Consider the following 17,606-nt stretch of genomic DNA (forward strand, 5'->3'; position numbering starts at 1 on the left):
CATTGTGAAATGAGTCTGCCGGACCGTGAATGAACGGGTCGTATGGATTTGCACTTTAGAGAATTCGGAGAAGAAGGCAGTCCAGTGGTCGTGGTTTTGCACGGATTGCTGGGGTCTTCGCGAAATTGGCAGGCGGCCGCTCAAATGATGGCCAGTAAGTACCATGTTTATTGCTTGGATTTGAGGAATCATGGGTCTTCACCGTGGGAAAGTCCGCACACTTACGAGGCCATGGTTGAGGACGTGTTGCAGTGGATGGATGAATATTTGGACGCGGCCCCTGTTTTGGTCGGACACTCCATGGGAGGGAAGCTGGCGATGCGGCTTTCTTGTCAATTTCCGAAAGCCATACGAAAGCTGGTGGTCGTAGATATTTTTCCTCACCTGTATCCGAAGCATCACGACAATGATTTTGCCGGAATGAAGGCGGTTGATCTCGATAGCCTCAAGTCCCGCACGGACGCGGAGGCACAGCTGGAGCCGCATGTGGCTAGCTGGTCGATGAGGAAATTTCTTCTTACCAACTTAATTAAGGACGAGGAAACGGGAGCCTTTCGTTGGCAGGTGAATATCGACGCTATCATCGAGGATCGTCGCATTATTGAGGATACACCGCTGGAGGAGGGTGATCGCTACGATGGTGACGCTTTGTTTATCATGGGTGGAAAAAGCCGCTACTTCGTGCGGGATGAGATTCCCAACCTTAGAAACTACTTTCCCGCCAGCGCCATCGAGGTGCTGCCCAACAGCGGGCACAATCCGCATTTCGAGTGCCGAGAGGAATTTGTGGCGTTGCTGACTGAGTTTGTAGGGGATTAAATTCCGAAATGATCCCCTTGGCCGCCAAATTTCTATTTCTGATCCTGTGCTACGCCCTGGGAATCGTAGGAGGCGTTTTTTTGCACGAGCTGGGCCACGCCCTTGTCGCTCTGTGCGTTACGCGTCAGCCCATCGAAATGGAGATCGGAAAAGGGCCTAAGTGCGTTTCATTCGGTGTGGGGCGTTTGCGGATACGGCTCTCGCTGAGGGGACTTCGCTACGGCCTCACGCGGTACGATCGCGGGCGGGAAACGCGTGGGCGGCAGGCTCTGGTTGCTTTGGGTGGGCCAATGGCGAGCCTGGCGGCGTTAATCGGATTCGGGGCGCTGACCGTTAATTCCCAGGTTGGGGAATGGGTATGGATCTTTGGCCTCGCGGCTACGATCGCCAATTTCCGGATATTTATCGTAGCAATTTGGCCGATCGAATACCGGCCAGAGGGCGAAGGAGGACAGGTCTGGCTCAGCGATGGCTTGGATCTGTGGCACTTGCTAAGGTCCAAGCAGTGAGAATACGGGAATGAAATTTGCTAACTAGGGATCTAATGGGTTGCGCTCCTTAGGGAGTTTCCCAGAGAAACATCCTTGAATGTCCGCTGAAGCAACGATGAGCACCATTTTGATAGTCGATGACGACGAAGAGATCCGCTACTCGCTAAGCCGTGTGCTTGGCAGTCGCGGCTACCAAATCGAGACCGCTGCGAGCGGCGAGGAGGGGATCGAGAAGATCAAGTCGGGTTTGAAGCCGGACCTCATCATGTGCGACGTGCGAATGGGCGGCATTTCCGGGATCGAGACTTTGCAGCACATGCGGTCCGCGAGTTCCAGTTTGCAAATCGTGCTCATGACCGCGTTTGGCACCGCTCAGACGGCGATCGAAGCGATGAAGTTTGGCGCTTACGACTACATCATGAAGCCCTTCGATGTAGACAGGGTTATCGAGATCGCGGAAAAGGCCATCAGCTCTTCGCAAGACATGAAGTCCGCGAAGCAGTACGAGAAGAAGGTCAATTACGAAGACTACAAGGAAGGTATCGTTGGCAGCTCGCCCGCGATGCAGGAAGTTTTCAAGGTTATCGGACAAGTGGCCGCCAGCGACGCAACCGTTTTGGTAACCGGCGAAAGCGGTACCGGTAAGGAGCTAATCGCCAAAAGCATTTATCAGCACAGTCTCCGCTCTGGAGGTCCCTTCGTGGCCGTAAATTGCGCTGCGATTCCGGATAACCTGATCGAAAGCGAGCTTTTCGGTCATGAGAAAGGATCATTCACGGGGGCGACGAACCAGCGAATCGGACGTTTCGAGCAATGCGATCGTGGTACGATCTTTTTGGACGAAATCGGGGATATGGCTTTGGCGACCCAGACCAAGATTCTTCGCGTGCTGCAAGAAGGGGAAATCCAGAGAGTCGGAAGCACCGAAACGATCAAGGTCGACGTCCGCGTGATCGCTGCGACCAACAAGGATCTGGAAACCATGGTTGAAGAGAAAGAGTTTCGCGAGGACCTCTACTATCGACTCAACGTATTCCGGATTCGTGTTCCCTCGCTCAAGGAACGCAAAGGCGATATCCCGGACATCGTGGATTTCATGCTGCAAAACTTGGTCAAAGAGCGGAAGGCCCGCGTGACTCGCGTTTCGGCGGACGCTCTCAATGCCCTTACCGCCTACAATTGGCCTGGCAATGTTCGCGAGCTCGGAAACGTGGTCTACCGCAGCGCCGTGGTTGCCCAAGGGGACGCGATTTTGCTGAAAGACTTGCCAGACACGATTCGCGGCTCGCGAGTCGCTTCGCCTGCGCCGGCGGCGAGCCAAGCCGTGGCGGATCCTGCCACACAGGCTGCGCCCGCTCCTGCAGCAGCGTCCTCGGTAGCTCCGACTGAATCGGCTCCTATGCCGCAGGAGGCTCCACCAGCTCCGGCACCCGTTTTGCCAGTTCCCGAGGCGATGCCGATCTCGCTGCCAGCGATTTACGACAAGCTATACCACGAATTGCGGGAACGGCAGGAGCTTCGTATCTTGTCCCTGATCGAGCGACAAATGATCGAGCGAGCAATCGATGAAACGGGTGGAAACCAAGCCCGAGCGGCGGAGATTCTGGGTATCACCCGCAATACGCTGAAGAAGCGCTTGGACGAGTACTCCTCGCGATAGGAACGCAAGTTTGCCCTAAGCCGTTCCTGCCAAAGGGATTGGTCGCGGTTTTTCGCTAAATTTCAATCCGAGCCCGGATTCGGACGGTGGCTCGGTTTTTTTGGTTGTCAGTGGGAGGGAAATAGATTGGCAAGTTTGCCCTTATGACTACCGCGTTAATGTTTTCCGGACAAGGAGCCCAGAAGGTGGGCATGGGAAAAGATCTCTATGAGAACAGCGAAATCGCTCGCTCTCTCTATGACAAGGCCGACGAGATTCTCGGCTGGAAGCTGACCGAAGTTTCCTTTGAAGGTCCGCAGGAGGCATTGACGGAAACGAAGGTCTGCCAAGTCGCTCTCTTCGTGCACGGCTATGCCGTCTACGAAATCATGAAGTCTCAAGGCAAATTGGACGACGTGAAGATCGCCATGGGGCTGAGCTTGGGTGAAGTCACTGCCATGACTGCAGCGGGCGTCTTCGATTTCGAAACTGGGCTTAAGGTCGTGGCCGAACGCGGTCGCCTCATGCAAGAAGCCTGTGAAGCGACAGATGGGTCGATGGCGGCGGTCATCGGTGTAGAACGCGACGCGGTAGCGGCATTTTGCGAGGAAATGGACGTGGAGATGGCCAACCTCAATTGTCCCGGACAGATCGTAATCTCTGGCGAAAGTGGAAAAATCGCGGCCGCGGTCGAAGCCGGCAAAGAGCGCGGTTTCCGCCGAATCATGGAGCTAGACGTGGCCGGCGCGTACCACAGCCGCCTGATGGAGCCAGCTCGAGCTGATTTTGCAGCCTTCCTAGCTGGGATTGAATTCAAAGCTCCTCAGCTGACCGTTTTGACCAATACCACGGGCAAGGTAATCTCCGAGCCGGATGCCATTCGCGAAGCCCTCGTGAAGCAAGTCGTCTCCTCTGTACTATGGGAGGACTGCATCGTTAGCGCTGCTGGCGAGGGAGCGGATTTGTTCTGGGAACTAGGAGTTGGCGGCGTATTGAAGGGTCAGGTCAAGCGGACTAATCGCGCTTGGGCGAATGCCTCCTTCGAGACTTGGGCGGATTTGCGGGCCTAAGCGAAGCTGCTCGTTTCGAGTAATCTGGGCGGGTCGATTTCCCGCTCATCCAATCCAGCAGGGTCTTGTTGCCCTGCTTTTTTGTGCTCGAGTGGATTGGCGTTTCGTGGACTTTGTATTCCTTGGGAAGCGAGACGTTTGCCGAAACCGCTAGAACTCTGAGAAGGTGAAGTCATGATTATTCTCCTCATTCCCCCTCGAATTGGCAAACTCCCGACTTGTCAGTCAATCGGGTAGCTATCAACTTCTACCGTTTTTTGGTATGGAGACGGTCAACAAGCGCAACTTTAGTATCATCGCCCACGTGGATCATGGGAAGACGACCTTGTCGGATCGTCTGCTCGAATACACGAACACGGTCGCTCAGCGCGTCTTGGAGGCTCAGCACCTGGATTCCATGGACCTCGAGAGGGAACGGGGTATCACCATCAAGAGCCACCCAGTCACCTTAACCTATCCTGCCAAGGATGGAACGACCTATCAGCTCAATTTGGCGGACACGCCGGGTCACGTGGACTTTTCCTATGAGGTATCTCGTAGCTTGGCAGCGTGTGAAGGCGCCTTGCTTTTGATCGATGCGGCTCAAGGGGTGGAAGCCCAAACGGTCGCCAATGCCCACCTAGCGGAGGAGCAGGGGCTGACTATTATTCCAGTCATCAACAAGATCGATTTGCCCAGCGCGGACTTGGATCTTTGCTTGCAGCAGCTCGAGGACTTGTTGGCGATTCCTGCGGAGGATGCCATTTTGGCTAGCGGCAAGACTGGTATCGGCATCGAGGATATTCTGGAAGCAGTGGTGACCCGCATCCCGCCGCCTCGTTGGACCGACTACGAAGCGACGCGTTGCCTCGTTTTCGACTCCCTCTACGACGCTTACCGAGGCGCGATCGCATTTGTGCGCGTCTTTTCGGGATCGATCAAACCGCGGGATCAGGTCCTGATGATGAGCGACCATACCCGCGCGGAAGTGAAGGAAGTCGGCGTTTTTACTCCGGCCCAGAAGAAGGTGGATTCTTTGGAAGCGGGTGATGTTGGCTACATGGTTTGTAACATCAAGAATCCGGCAGATATCAAAGTTGGCGATACCATCACGCAAAATGCGAATCCTGCCGCGGAGATGCTTCCGGGCTATAAAGAAGTTCGCCCCATGGTCTTTAGCGGAATCTATCCGGTGGAAACCAACGATTTCGAGAAATTGAAAGCCAGTATGGCGAAGCTTCAGCTCAATGATGCCGCTTTCAGTTTCCAGGCGGAGAGCTCCGTGGCTCTTGGTTTTGGTTTCCGCTGCGGTTTCCTCGGCCTGCTGCACATGGAGATCATTCAGGAGCGAATCCGTCGTGAATACGGAGTCGATATCATCTCCACCTACCCAAGCGTGGTGTACAAGGTGCAGAAGCAAAATGGGGAAGAGATCGAAGTGGATAACCCGATCAATCTCCCCGATCCCTCGCACATCGAAACGATCTTCGAACCAACCATCGTAGCTCACATTCACGTGCCCAACGACAGCGTGGGCGATATTTTGGCCTTGGTGATGGAAAAACGTGGTTCCTGCGAACGTACCGATACGCTCGATGGCACGCGACTGATTTTGGAGTGTATTCTCCCGCTCAACGAGATCTTGGTGGATTTCAACGACCGTCTGAAGAGCATCACTCGCGGCTACGGATCCATGGAATACGAGCTCGGCGACTACCGTCCGGCGAAACTTGTGAAGATGGATATTTTGGTCAATGGGGAGCCGGTAGACGCGTTTTCCTCCATCGTCCACACGGACAAGGCCCACACCAAGGGAGGAGAGCTTTGCACGAAATTGGCAGACATCATTCCACCGCACCTTTTCAAGATCGCGGTTCAAGCCGCGATTGGCGGAAAGATCGTAGCTCGCGACAATGTTCGCACCATGCGAAAAGACGTCACTGCGAAGTGTTACGGCGGCGATATATCCCGTAAGCGCAAGCTCCTCGACAAGCAGAAGGAAGGTAAGCGCAAGATGAAGAATATCGGCAACGTATCGATCCCTCCCGACGCCTTCATCAAGGTGCTTAAGAATGATTAGTCAGGCCGCATAAGCCTCCAACCGCGATCCTGCATGAGCGTCCTATTTTTCTCTCGCGGGATCTTCGGCCCACGCCCACTGTCTGGCACCTTCAAAGCCTTTTCTTATGTTCTCCGTTTTCAAATCTGAATCTTCCAAGTTGAGGGAAGCCGCCAAAAACTGGCTCTACCATGCAGGTAAGGTTTACCATTTCCGCAAGGATCGGCTGAGCGAATCGGAATTGGCCACACTGCTGAGCCTGAGTGAAGAGGTTAAGGCGGGGATTAAAAACAAGTCGGCCGATAGCCGCCTCCGCAATTCGATCGAGTCTCTCAAGGCTCATATGGAACTCGTGGGCGGAAACTACTATCCTCGCGGGTCGCTGGCGGAAAACGTAGAGTTCTTCTTCGCCGCTTTGATCATCTACGTCGGGTTCACGACCTTTTTCATCAAGCCATTTAAGATTCCGACCAATTCGATGTGGCCGACTTACTACGGCATGACGGGCGAGGTCTACAAGGACGAGGCGGAAAAGCCGTCCGCGCTTACGAGAGCGTTCCGGTTTGTGACATTCGGGGCGAGCCATTACGAGGTGAAAGCTCCGGCGTCCGGAGAATTGCTCGTGCCCATGCTCCAGGTTGGCAACGGAATTTATGAGCTCTTCCAAAAGCCTGCCAATGTGAAGCGCTACTTCGTCATCAATTCGCCTGGGATCGAGAGGTCGTTTTACGTCAATGGCGAACGGGTTTCGTTTAAGTACCCTGCAGATTTCGTATTCGATCGCGAGGTCGTGCAACGTTTGCAGGAAAAGGGTGGCGAAACTCCTTACGATCGCGTTCCAAGCCGTATCCGAGCAAACTCCAATTCGTTTGCGGGCACCGCTACGGAAACAGTCTATGATTCGCGTTCAGGGAAAAACGTGCAGGTGACCCTGCATCTGTTGCGCACAGGCCGGCAAGTTGAGGAAGGGGAGAGTCTACTGAGTTTCGATCTGATGACGGGTGACCAGCTTTTTGTGGATCGGATGTCCTACCACTTTGTGTCACCGAAAGTTGGAGACGGATTCGTTTTCAAGACTGATTTGATTCCAGCTGTTGCGGAAGATAAGTTCTATATCAAACGCTTGGTTGGCACCGAGGGAGACAAGGTGCGAATCGATGGCAGCACTTTGATGGTGAACGGCGAACCTGCGGAAGGTTCGGTCGCCTTTGAGAAGAACGCCAAGCAGGAAGGGCTTTACCGCGGCTACACCACGATGGAGGGGAATCGGATCTCTGTAGACTTATCCACCGACCAGACTGTTCCTGAAGGACACTTTTTTGCGATAGGTGACAACAGCTACAACAGCTCGGACGGACGCGTTTGGGGCTATGTACCTCAGGACGCAGTGGTTGGCCGACCTGTTATGATTTATTACCCGATTACCAAGCGATTTGGCTTGGCCAAGTAGTAAGCGATCGGCTACTGAAGGATTTTGCTGCTACCGGCTTGGGTCGAGTATCCATTTTTTGAGCACTTCGCTCAAAACGTTTACTCGAAGGGGTTTCGTAATGAAGTCCTGCATGCCGACCGAATGGCATTGGTGCCTTACCTCCTTAAACGCATTGGCGGTCAAGGCGATGATGGTCACATCCTTATGGGGGCTTTTGCTGGCTCGGATTTTCTGGGTAGCCTCGAAGCCATCTAGCTCTGGCATTTGAAGATCCATGAGCACTAGATCGTATTCGTTTTCGACTACCTTTTCGTAAGCCTCCAGACCATTGGTGGCCAGTTCGACTTCGATATTCATCTGCTTGAGAAACTTGGAACCGAGTTTTCGGTTGATCGCATTGTCGTCAACGAGGAGCACCTTCTTGCTTTCGAAGTCCATATGGACTGCCTTGCGCACGCTCTCTGTTTCTTGCTCCGGGCTATTCGATTTCTCGATCTCGACCGGTTTTGTGGATTCCTCGGGAATCATGAGGTCGAGCGTGAAGGCGAAATTCGTGCCTGCTCCTAGTTTGCTATCGACCTCGATAGTGGCGTTCATCGCGTCGGCAAGAAGTTTACAAATCGCTAAGCCCAGCCCAGTGCCTCCGTATTCGCGGGTGGTCGAGGAGTCCGCTTGCATAAATGCGGAGAACAGTCGGTCCACCGTGCTTTGAGACATGCCGATTCCTCTGTCCTTAATGCTTATGCGGAGCTTCAGTTTGCCTGTGCTCCGCTCTTCAACTGCAAGCGCCATGGTCACGATGCCGTCTCGGCCGAACTTGATGGCGTTGTTCAGTAAATTGAGAACAACCTGCCTTATGCGTGCCGGGTCTCCCTCTACCAACTCTGGCAGGTTTGGATCGTAGTCCAGTTCCAGTGAAATGTTGTGCTTGGTGATGGAGCTATCCATCAGGTTAACGCATTCGCGAGCGAGATCGCGCAGGGAGAACGGGATTTTCTCGAGTTCAAGTTGCCCGCTCTCGTATTTGGAGTAGTCCAAAATGTCGTTGATGATGACCATTAAGGCATCGCCGCTGGTCTGTATAATGGAGGCGAATTCCCGATCCTCGCCGGCGAGGTTCTCGCTGTGGTTGAGCATATGCGAAGCCCCGATAATGCCATTCAATGTAGTGCGTATTTCATGGCTCATGGTAGCGAGAAATCTACCCTTGGCTCGCTCCGCTGCGCGGGCTTCGTCCGCGGCGATTTGAAGTTCGGAATTCAGGCGATTGAGCTTCTCGTTCGCTTCGGTGAGCTGCTCGGTGCGGCGTTCGACCTGGGCTTCGAGTTTGTTGAGCAACAGTCGATTGGCGCTCTCTGCCTGCCATTTTTCGCTTAAGGCTACTGCTAGCTGATATACCTCTGCCTGATCGAAAGGCTTTTTCAGAATGAGCAAACGATCGGTTTGACCAACTTTTTCGGTGATGCTTCGCCAGGAGTAGTCGCTGTAGGCGCTGCAAATTACCAATTGGATGTTCGGGTCTTTGGCGGAAATTTCTTCAACGGTTTTCAGCCCATCCCAGCCGGGAGGCATGCGCATGTCCACAAAGGCCACGGCGTAGGGCGATCCTTCTTCCATAGCCTTGCCAACCATCTCGAAACCATCTTGACCTTGCAGGGCGTGATCTACTTGGAAGTCGAATCGTGGCTCTTTTGAACTCTCGGCCTCCTTCTCCTCTGCAAAGATCATTCGGTCCAGAGCTTCCAAGGCTAGTTCGTTTTCGCTAGCCGGAGTTCTTGAAAGGACCTTCTCGAAATCGGTGTGAATTAGCTCGGTATCGTCGATTACCAATATGCGCCGAGGCATGTTCTCTGGGCTCGGCTTGTTCATGGTATTTTCGACTCTATTGGATAGCTTTGGCATAGGTAGCTTGCCTTAGGGTGTGCCCTCGCTGCTTGAACGCAATTATCTCTTCGGGTTTAGAGAAACGGTACCAAGGTATCGTAAGTGAGGATTTCGCGAGGTTCTGGACAGGTTTTGAAACATGTTTTACTACGCAAATTTACGAGTGTTGCAAATGATTCACACAATGGACTCTTGAGGCTCTCTAATTTTGCTTTGGAGCAGTTCACAAAGGATCTAATTTGATGGCCTATCCCTTTAGATCTCAAGGCCTTTTGCCTTGACATCAACCATGAGTGAAAGGGTATTAGCCGAGTTCTGCCAGCGGTTTCTTGAGCTTCGTAACGCCTAGCTGTGTCGAGACGAGGGCAGGGCACTTCAACCTCTAACTGCAGTACTGACGCGCATCCGAAGGCCGTCACCCATGTTTCATGAAATTTGATCTATCGCACCTCCCCAAGTCAGTTCTCCGTATTGGCCTAGCTGGCGCCATTGCAAGTTTGTTCGTCGCGACCTCGAGCGCTCAGGACGAGCGTGGTAAGCAGTTGTACGCAAATTGCGTCGCTTGTCATCAGGCGGACGGTTCCGGTATGAAGCTTCTCAACGCGCCAGCGATTTCGGGTCTGTCGGAGAAGTACATCGCGGCTCAGATAAACAAGTTTAAGGCGGGACATCGCGGCGGCGATCCAGCCGACGCAACCGGTATGCAGATGCGTCCTATGTCGATGCTCCTCACCTCTGAAGAAGACATCGCAGCGGTCGCAAAGTATGTTGCTTCCCTCCCTAGCAAACCCGTTGAAGCCACACTAACGGGTGGCAACGCCGAAACGGGTAAAGCTTTGTACGCCACTTGCCAAGCATGTCACGGTGTCGATGGAGCGGGTAACGATTTGCTGAACGCACCTTCTTTGCTGAACCAGTACGACTGGTACCTCGAAGCGCAGATCCACAAGTTTAAGGATGGCGTTCGCGGAGGTAATCCCGAAGACATCACTGGTTCGCAAATGCGACCAATGGCGATGGTTTTGGCCAACGACCAAGCGATCAAAGATGTTATTGCCTACATCGAAACGCTTGGGAAGTAAGCCAAATCCAACGCCTGCCTAATTCAACAACAGCTTACTTTTCCACAGACCTGACAGAATGAGCGAAGAGATAATCCCTCCGGATCCAGAACAAGAGCAGTATGCGTACGCTTTGACGCGTAGGCTCTTCAAGTATACCCTAGTGGGAACAATTTTGTTCTCCGCTACCATTATTTCGTTCTGGTACTTCTTTGTGTAGGCGCCTGACAGCTTAAGCCTACTTTCTCAAAACCTAATCCATCCATGCTAGAGTATTTTCTTCCTAGAGCGTCATCGTTCGCCGGAAGCATCGACCAGCTATTTGATATCATCACGTATCTGGTCATGTTTTGGTTTACGCTGACACTTGCCTTCTTCCTGTACGTGGTTTTCCGCTTCCGACACAAGCCGGGGCAAAAAGCGCAATACATCACGGGCGAGACGCATCGCCAAAAAATGGCGGTCGAAGTGCCTCACTACCTTATCCTTTTGTGTGACCTCGTCATTTTAGGTTACACCTTCGTCGTTTGGCATGAGGTGAAGATTGATATGCCCGAGCCGGACGCTGAAGTCAGAGTGGTGTCACAGCAATGGGCTTGGACTTTCTATCATGCAGGGATGGATGGAGAGCTCGGTACCGAGGATGATATCGCCACGATCAATGAGTTACACCTCAAGAAGGACGCCCAGTACACTTACCACCTGGAATCGCTCGATGTGATGCATAGCTTTTCGATTCCGGTGTTCCGTCTCAAGCAGGATGCGGTACCGGGTCGAATCATCCGCGGCCACTTCCAGCCGATTCTCGAAGGAGAGTGGGATATCCAGTGTGCTGAAATGTGCGGATATGGCCATGGGTTCATGCCTGCGCGTGTCATCATTTCTTCGGCTGAGGAATACGATGCTTGGGTAGCCGAAAACACTCCCGACCATTTGAAGCCCGACACTGCTTACGCTCAAAACGAATCCGAAAAGAAGGAGGCCTCCAACAATGGCTAATACCGCATCCGCAACGGCTTCCGTGGGCCACGATGAAGAACACGGGCATTCTGAATCATTCTGGAGCAAGTACTGCTTCTCCACCGACCATAAGATCATTGGCTTCCAGTACTTGTTTACTGGTATGGCTATGGGAGTCATCGGAGGCTTTTTCTCCTACGTATTCCGCATGCACCTCGCATTCCCGGGATCCTCAGTTCCATTTTTTGGAGTCGTTTCTCCTGCGGCTTACAACTCCTTGGTTACAAATCACGGAACGATCATGATCTTCTGGGTAGCGATGCCTGTATTGGTCGCTGCCCTTGGCAACTTTCTCATCCCGCTGATGATCGGTTGCGACGATATGGTCTTTCCGAAAATCAATCGATTATCCTACCAGGTTTTCCTAATCAGTGCGATCGTTCTCATTTGCTCATTTTTCGTGCCGCAAGGTGGTTTCGGAGGGGCATGGACCTCGTATCCGCCACTCTCATCAAACCCTCAGTACAACGGTACTCCGTTCGGAGCTCCAATGTGGCTAATTGCGGTGACCTTGGAGATTATCGCGTTCCTCCTCGGAGGTATTAATTTTATCACTACGCTGATGAATGCGAGAGCCAAGGGGATGCGTCTCTATGACATCCCTATGGTGGTTTGGATGATTGTCATCGCCTCGATTCTTTTCATGGCGTCGGTTGGACCGCTCGTAGCAGGCTCGGTGATGTTGCTTTTCGACCAGACTTTGGGGACTACCTTTTTTGATCCGGCAGCGGGAGGCGACCCAGTTCTCTGGCAGCACTTGTTCTGGTTCTTCGGACACCCGGAAGTTTACGTTGTTCTTCTTCCGGCCATGGGGGTTGTTGCTGAGATTATCTGTACCTTCTCTCGCAAGAAGCTCTTCGGTTATAAGATGATTCTCTACAGCTCTATCGGATTGGGCATCTTGAGTTTCTTCGTTTGGGCTCACCACCAATTCATTTCTGGCGTGGACCCAAGAGCCACTTATCTCTTTACCACCACCACGCTCCTGATTTCCATCCCGGTAGCGATCATGCTTTTTGCCTTCATTGGCACACTGTGGGGTGGTTCGATCCGCTTCACGACGCCCATGCTGTTCGCTCTCGCGTTCATCGCCGAATTCTTGATCGGCGGCGTGACAGGTATTTGGCTCGGCTCAAGTGGTACTGACATCTACTTGCACGATACTTATTTCGTACTGGCTCACTTCCACTACACCTTCGTACCGATCGCGATCATCGGAACCTTTGCGGCGATCTATTACTGGTTTCCGAAGATGTTTGGAAAGATGCTCAGCGAACGTTGGGGCAAGATCCATTTCTGGGGTACTGTAATCCCGTTTAATGGCATCTTCCTTCCATTGTTCATTTTGGGAGCAGCCGGCCAGCACCGCCGTATTGCTGGATATACAGCGTATCCAGACCTCTACACCGAGAACTTCCAGGACTTGCGCGTTTTTGCCACCAGTTCTCTGATTGTCCTGATTCTCTTCCAGATTCCGTTCTTCGTGAATTTCATCGTTAGCCTCAAGCGCGGTAAAAAAGCCGGAAACAATCCTTGGAAGGCGAACACCTTGGAGTGGGTGGCAACTTCACCAGCTCCGCACGGAAACTTTGGCGGCAACCTTCCTGAGGTTTATCGCGGACCCTACGAGTACTCTGTCGAAGGCAGGGAAGAGGATTACTGGCCTCAAAACGAACCTTCTAAGTAAGAACCAAATTTTACACTAAGCACAATGGGTCACAAAATTGTCGCAACAGGCAGAAGCGCAACAGGTATCCCCACAGGACGTCTTGCCGTCTGGTGGATCATCGCTTCCGAAATCGTTATCTTTGGCGGTCTCATCGCTGCCTACCTCATCAACCGCTTCCTACACGGGTCGTGGGCGCAGTCCGCTGCTCACACCAACACCTTCATTGGGGGCGCAAACACGTTCTGGCTGCTGACGTCGAGTTACTTCGTCGTTTTGGCTCACGCTGCTTCCGAGAGGCGTGATGCCAAAGAGACTCGTAAATACATCTGGCTGACGATTGCCTTGGGTGGATGTTTCATGGCATTCAAATCTTACGAGTACGCCACTGAGATCTCACACGGATACACGATCCTAACCAGCAACTTTTGGAGTTTCTACTACACAGCCACGGCGCTTCATGGATTTCACGTCGTTTGCGGTATGGTCATCATGGCCATTATCGCCGAGAAAGATATCAAGAATGAACAGAATTGGCACCGCGTGGAAAACATCGGCCTTTACTGGCACTTTGTGGATATCGTTTGGATCTTCCTGTTCCCGCTTCTCTACATCGCGAAGTAATTCGGAAAGCCTCAACCTAGGAAATATTTATTATGTCAGCACATAATCATCCAAGTTACTTTAAGATCTACATCATGCTGCTAGTGCTCTTCGTGATTTCTGTCGCGGGACCGGAGGTAGCTGAATTGATGGGGCTTGAAGGCGTTACGCGACTGATTGTTATCCTCGTAACTGCATTCGGTATTGCTCTCGTTAAAGCTTATTACGTTCTCGCTTACTTCATGCACCTGAAGTTCGAGAAGATCTATGCTCCCTACATTTTGCTATCAATGGTGGCGCTTCTGTTTGTCTTCTTCTTTGGCTCTGCCACGGACTCTATGATGTCCGAAGGGCACAATTGGGAGAAGACCTACGTCGAGCCAGAAGTGGCTGCGGGTGAAGGCGGCCATGGTGAGCACGATTCCGAAGGCCACTCCGAAGAGAGCCACGAAGAACACGCGGATTCTCCAGAACACTAGTTTCGATTCCACTAACCAAGAAGCTCTGAATCATGAGATACGCAGCAGGATTACCTGACGAAGGAGGGGCAGTACGAGCTCCTGCCATCCCTAATAGCGTGCTAGGCGTCATTGTCTTCATCATGGCGGAGATGATGTTTTTCCTAGGATTGATTAGCGCTTTCATGATCTCCAAGGCGAATGCGATCGAGTGGCCTCCTATCGATCAACCTCGCTTGCCGATTGGAGCGACTGCCTTCAATTCCTTAGTATTGTTGGCCAGTGGCGTTACCATGTATCTCGCTGGTCGGGCCTTCAGCAGGGAGGGCTTTGGAGACAAGAGCAGAAGCCTGTTTTTGCTCACCGTAGGACTAGGGACGTTTTTTGTACTTTTCCAAGGCTTCGAGTGGATACGAATTCTTGGCCAGGGACTGACAGTGCAGTCAGGAAACTACGGAGCCTTTTTCTATCTCATCATAGGGGCTCACGCAGCGCACGCGGTGGGAGCGATTATTGCTCAAATTCGATTATTCCTGAAATTTAGAAAAGGGACTCTTCGCCTCGAAAGCTTCCGTGCTGGGCAGACCTTCTGGTACTTCGTTGTCGGTGTATGGCCGGTGCTCTATTATCTCGTTTACCTTGATTAATATGAAAACGAATTCGTTCACACGCCTTCTTCAGAAGTTCGTATTTTCTGCGACCTTGTTCTCGCTGTGGACTGCTACAGCTCAAGCTTGCTCGGTTTGCGTTGTGAGCAACGATGAGTCGCGAGCAGCCTACTACGCGACTACTGCTTTTTTGAGTTTCTTGCCTCTCATGATGATAGGCGGTGTGGTTTACTACATCTTCAAAAAGTATCGCTAGGGACTTCGTTCCGCTTTGGGTGGGTACAGCGAACGGGTTCAATTTCTTTTTTGCCGTGTTGTAACAAAAGACCAAACTGTCTTTTGTTCGGCCCCAGTTATGGGGATTAGGCAAACTAAGGCGTCAACTGGCTTCAGGCTGTTTGAAAGAAATCGGAAGGCTCTCGTTCTCGGGGTGGTTTCGTTAATGGGCCACTTCGGCGGTTCGATCGCCTCGTCGCAGGAGGTGAACTCGGGAGCTAGCGATTTTTTCAGCGAAAACCTTTCACTCAGCGGTAGGTTTCATCCGCAGTTCGACCATCTCGATTCGAATCTAACGGTTGATGGGGAAGAATCTGAGCTTTCGGCGGACAGGCTGTTTTTTCGCCGTTTCATGGCTGGAGTTAAGCTCGATCTGAATAAGCAGTTGAGAATCAACTATCTCGCCGATGTTTCCGATAGGGTGGTGAAAAACCAAGTTGCTCGCTTAGAGATTCAGTTAGGCAAGCGTGATAAACTCTTCGTTGGTTATCAGAAGTCTCCATTTGGATACGAAGATACGACCTCCAGCGCTAACGTTAAGCCCATCGAGCGATCGGCAAATACACGTTTTTGGAATGAAGTGGTTGGGATCGGCAGTTACCACGCGGGAGTCTACCAGTATCACGATTTTGGGGATGGCTGGAACTCGGTGTTTGGCGTGACGCACAATGTCAAAGCGGACTCGGACTGGCCCGACCTATTTGGCGGGGATTTTGCCTCCTACCTGAGACTTTCGAAAAAGGGGACCTTCTCACCCGAAGTTGAACACGAGACCGGCGTAGATCTCGCTTACAAGCCGTTAGAGGGAGCGGGTGACATCTTTGCGGCCTCCGTATTCAGCAATCTATCGTTTTCCGAAATCGAAGTGAAATTCGAGGCAACTGCAGGTGAGATCGATCAGGGGCAGGGCGAAACCAATTCAGCCATCGGGTGGCATCTACAAGGTTCCCGAATGTTTGGAGATACGGTCGAGTTGCTCGTTCGGTATTCGCAAGTGGATACCGATGGCTACAAGCTCAAATTGTCCTCAGCTATTCGGAAGGCACCGTCATCTGGATACACTTATGAAAACGTCGATTCTCTCTACTTAGGATCAAATTTCTATCTCAAGGGTAACAATTTAAAGCTTTCTCTTGGATATGAGTGGGGTGAGGGAAGCAATGCTTTGAGCGGACCAGGACCTTTGAATGCGGTCGAAGAGATCGTATCCGGTTTTCGGGCTCGGACTCAGATAAAATTCTAGAATAGCAAAAGCTCGTCCTTCGAATGAATGAAAAAGCCATGGATACTTACTATCCATGGCTTTCAAAATTCGTGTATCGGAGATGAACTATCTCTCGGTGAGAGCGTTCATTTTGGCGCGCATGAGCGGTTTGAAGATATAATCCAAAATCGTTTTCTCACCGGTCAAGATGTCGACCTCGGCTTGCATGCCAGGTATGACCTTAAACTTTTCCTTGCCGGTTTTTAGGGTTCGCTCGCCGGTGCGAACTCGGATCGTGTAGTAGCTATCTCCTTGTTCGTCCATCATCGTGTCGGCGCTGATGTGCTCAACGACTCCTTTGAGTCCTCCGTAGATCGAGAAGTCGTAGGCCGTTAGTTTCACCGTAGCTTCTTGGCCCGGGTGGATGAACGCGATGTCAGAAGGAAGAACCTTCGCTTCCACGATGAGTTCGTTTTCGAGCGGCACGATTTCGATGATAGGCTCGCCCGAGCGAATGACGCCACCAATGGTATTGAAATGAACTTTGTTTATGATGCCGCTTACTGGAGCAAGCACGCTGGCGCGACGAATTTTGTCCTTGAATGCGACGATGCTTTGCTCAATGCGGGCAAGTTGAACTTCCGCTTCGCTCTTTTGAGCGAGGGCGTCCTTTGTATACTCAGAGCGGATACGTGCAAGTTCCGCTTCTGTGTCGTTCATAGCCGACTCGAGTCGAAGTAATTCCACTTGAGATACGATACCCTTTTCCGCGAGAGGTCGTGTCATTTCGAGCTCTTCCGTTTTAAGGGACAAACTTTTGGTGAGGTGTTGGATGCTCTCCTCTAGGTTGACTCGTTTGCTATCAAAGAGACGGGTCTCACTCTCCACCAGATCAGGACGCTTCTCCAAGATTTGTTCAGGAAATTCGATTTTTGATCTATCGGAGGCTTCCGCCTCGAGCCGGGAGATCGTGGCTAGCAGGCTGTCTCTTTGGGTGGTGCTGTCATTGAGATTAGCTGTGAAAGCGGTGGTATCGAGTTCGAGGAGCGGATCCTTTTCTAGCACGACATCGCCCTCGGAAACGTTGAGTTTGGCGAGCATGCCGCCCTCAAGGTTTTGTACTACCTGAAGGAATTTTCCGGGAACGATTTTACCTTGGCCCTTGGTAATTTCGTCGACGGAAGACGTACCGGCCCAGAAGGTAAACGCGGCTGCGAGGCCTACGATTACGAGGAGAAGCATACTTGCGTAAGGACTCCGGTTTTCCAGAAAAGCAGCTTTGGAATCTGCTACGAAGTCGAGATCGCTCTTTGTTGGTTTCATTTGGGAAATTGTTG

The 17,606-nt window shown here is 52.0% G+C and carries 18 protein-coding genes; 15 read left to right on the plus strand and 3 right to left on the minus strand.

Translation table 11 applies throughout. From position 1 onward, the window contains the following. Window positions 1–42: 42 nt before the first annotated feature. The 4 genes from H5P27_RS03655 to fabD all read left to right on the plus strand — a co-directional run bounded on the left by H5P27_RS03655 (window position 43) and on the right by fabD (window position 4,019). Window positions 43–819, plus strand: coding sequence for an alpha/beta fold hydrolase (locus H5P27_RS03655; protein WP_185659024.1), 777 nt, complete (start codon window positions 43–45; stop codon window positions 817–819). An 8-nt stretch (window positions 820–827) separates the two neighbouring features. Continuing rightward, window positions 828–1,328, plus strand: coding sequence for a M50 family metallopeptidase (locus tag H5P27_RS03660; protein ID WP_185659025.1), 501 nt, complete (start codon window positions 828–830; stop codon window positions 1,326–1,328). A gap of 79 nt (window positions 1,329–1,407) precedes the next feature. After that, window positions 1,408–2,970, plus strand: coding sequence for a sigma-54-dependent transcriptional regulator (locus H5P27_RS03665; protein ID WP_185659026.1), 1,563 nt, complete (start codon window positions 1,408–1,410; stop codon window positions 2,968–2,970). A 143-nt stretch (window positions 2,971–3,113) separates the two neighbouring features. Further along, the gene (fabD, locus tag H5P27_RS03670; protein WP_185659027.1) at window positions 3,114–4,019 is read left to right on the plus strand and encodes an ACP S-malonyltransferase; all 906 of its coding nucleotides are present in this window, start codon (window positions 3,114–3,116) and stop codon (window positions 4,017–4,019) included. Here the strand turns inward: fabD and H5P27_RS03675 are convergent. Next, a complete protein-coding gene (locus H5P27_RS03675; RefSeq protein ID WP_185659028.1) occupies window positions 4,016–4,195 on the minus strand; it encodes a hypothetical protein in 180 nt (59 codons plus the stop codon). The two genes, fabD and H5P27_RS03675, sit on opposite strands and share 4 nt — an antisense overlap. An 86-nt stretch (window positions 4,196–4,281) precedes the next feature. Between H5P27_RS03675 and lepA the strand changes: the two genes are divergently transcribed. After that, window positions 4,282–6,078 (plus strand): translation elongation factor 4, encoded by a 1,797-nt coding sequence (lepA, locus tag H5P27_RS03680; RefSeq protein ID WP_185659029.1) that lies wholly within the window; start codon window positions 4,282–4,284, stop codon window positions 6,076–6,078. Window positions 6,079–6,184: 106 nt separating this feature from the next. Continuing rightward, complete coding sequence (lepB, locus tag H5P27_RS03685) at window positions 6,185–7,507, plus strand: signal peptidase I (protein ID WP_185659030.1); 1,323 nt, start codon at window positions 6,185–6,187, stop codon at window positions 7,505–7,507. Between the two features lie 30 nt (window positions 7,508–7,537). Here the strand turns inward: lepB and H5P27_RS03690 are convergent, their stop codons facing one another. Then, window positions 7,538–9,391, minus strand: coding sequence for a response regulator (locus H5P27_RS03690; protein WP_185659031.1), 1,854 nt, complete (start codon window positions 9,389–9,391; stop codon window positions 7,538–7,540). Window positions 9,392–9,801: 410 nt separating this feature from the next. On the opposite strand from H5P27_RS03690, the gene H5P27_RS03695 reads away from it, so the two are divergent. From H5P27_RS03695 to H5P27_RS03735, 9 genes are all read left to right on the plus strand, one after another. Next, entirely contained in the window at window positions 9,802–10,455 is a 654-nt protein-coding gene (locus tag H5P27_RS03695) for a c-type cytochrome (protein WP_185659032.1), read from the plus strand. A 58-nt stretch (window positions 10,456–10,513) separates the two neighbouring features. Further along, on the plus strand, window positions 10,514–10,654 hold the full coding sequence (locus H5P27_RS03700) for a hypothetical protein (protein WP_185659033.1): 141 nt from the start codon (window positions 10,514–10,516) through the stop codon (window positions 10,652–10,654). Window positions 10,655–10,698: 44 nt separating this feature from the next. Continuing rightward, window positions 10,699–11,433 (plus strand): cytochrome c oxidase subunit II, encoded by a 735-nt coding sequence (locus H5P27_RS03705; RefSeq protein ID WP_185659034.1) that lies wholly within the window; start codon window positions 10,699–10,701, stop codon window positions 11,431–11,433. After that, a complete protein-coding gene (locus H5P27_RS03710; RefSeq protein ID WP_185659035.1) occupies window positions 11,426–13,141 on the plus strand; it encodes a cytochrome c oxidase subunit I in 1,716 nt (571 codons plus the stop codon). Before H5P27_RS03705 ends, H5P27_RS03710 begins: the two co-directional genes overlap by 8 nt. A gap of 24 nt (window positions 13,142–13,165) precedes the next feature. Continuing rightward, window positions 13,166–13,744, plus strand: a complete 579-nt coding sequence (locus tag H5P27_RS03715) for a cytochrome c oxidase subunit 3 (protein WP_185659036.1) — start codon at window positions 13,166–13,168, stop codon at window positions 13,742–13,744. A gap of 32 nt (window positions 13,745–13,776) precedes the next feature. Further along, window positions 13,777–14,202 (plus strand): cytochrome C oxidase subunit IV family protein, encoded by a 426-nt coding sequence (locus H5P27_RS03720; protein WP_221774595.1) that lies wholly within the window; start codon window positions 13,777–13,779, stop codon window positions 14,200–14,202. Window positions 14,203–14,234: 32 nt separating this feature from the next. Further along, the gene (locus tag H5P27_RS03725) at window positions 14,235–14,828 is read left to right on the plus strand and encodes a cytochrome c oxidase subunit 3 (RefSeq protein ID WP_185659037.1); all 594 of its coding nucleotides are present in this window, start codon (window positions 14,235–14,237) and stop codon (window positions 14,826–14,828) included. 1 nt (window position 14,829) lies between these two features. Next, on the plus strand, window positions 14,830–15,045 hold the full coding sequence (locus H5P27_RS03730) for a hypothetical protein (protein ID WP_185659038.1): 216 nt from the start codon (window positions 14,830–14,832) through the stop codon (window positions 15,043–15,045). 99 nt (window positions 15,046–15,144) lie between these two features. Next, window positions 15,145–16,308: a porin gene (locus H5P27_RS03735; RefSeq protein ID WP_185659039.1), complete on the plus strand. Its 1,164-nt coding sequence runs from the start codon at window positions 15,145–15,147 to the stop codon at window positions 16,306–16,308. Window positions 16,309–16,395: 87 nt separating this feature from the next. Here the strand turns inward: H5P27_RS03735 and H5P27_RS03740 are convergent, their stop codons facing one another. Further along, window positions 16,396–17,592 (minus strand): HlyD family type I secretion periplasmic adaptor subunit, encoded by a 1,197-nt coding sequence (locus tag H5P27_RS03740; protein WP_185659040.1) that lies wholly within the window; start codon window positions 17,590–17,592, stop codon window positions 16,396–16,398. Window positions 17,593–17,606 lie beyond the last annotated feature (14 nt).

It is taken from the genome of Pelagicoccus albus, from assembly GCF_014230145.1.
Lineage (GTDB): Bacteria > Verrucomicrobiota > Verrucomicrobiia > Opitutales > Opitutaceae > Pelagicoccus > Pelagicoccus albus.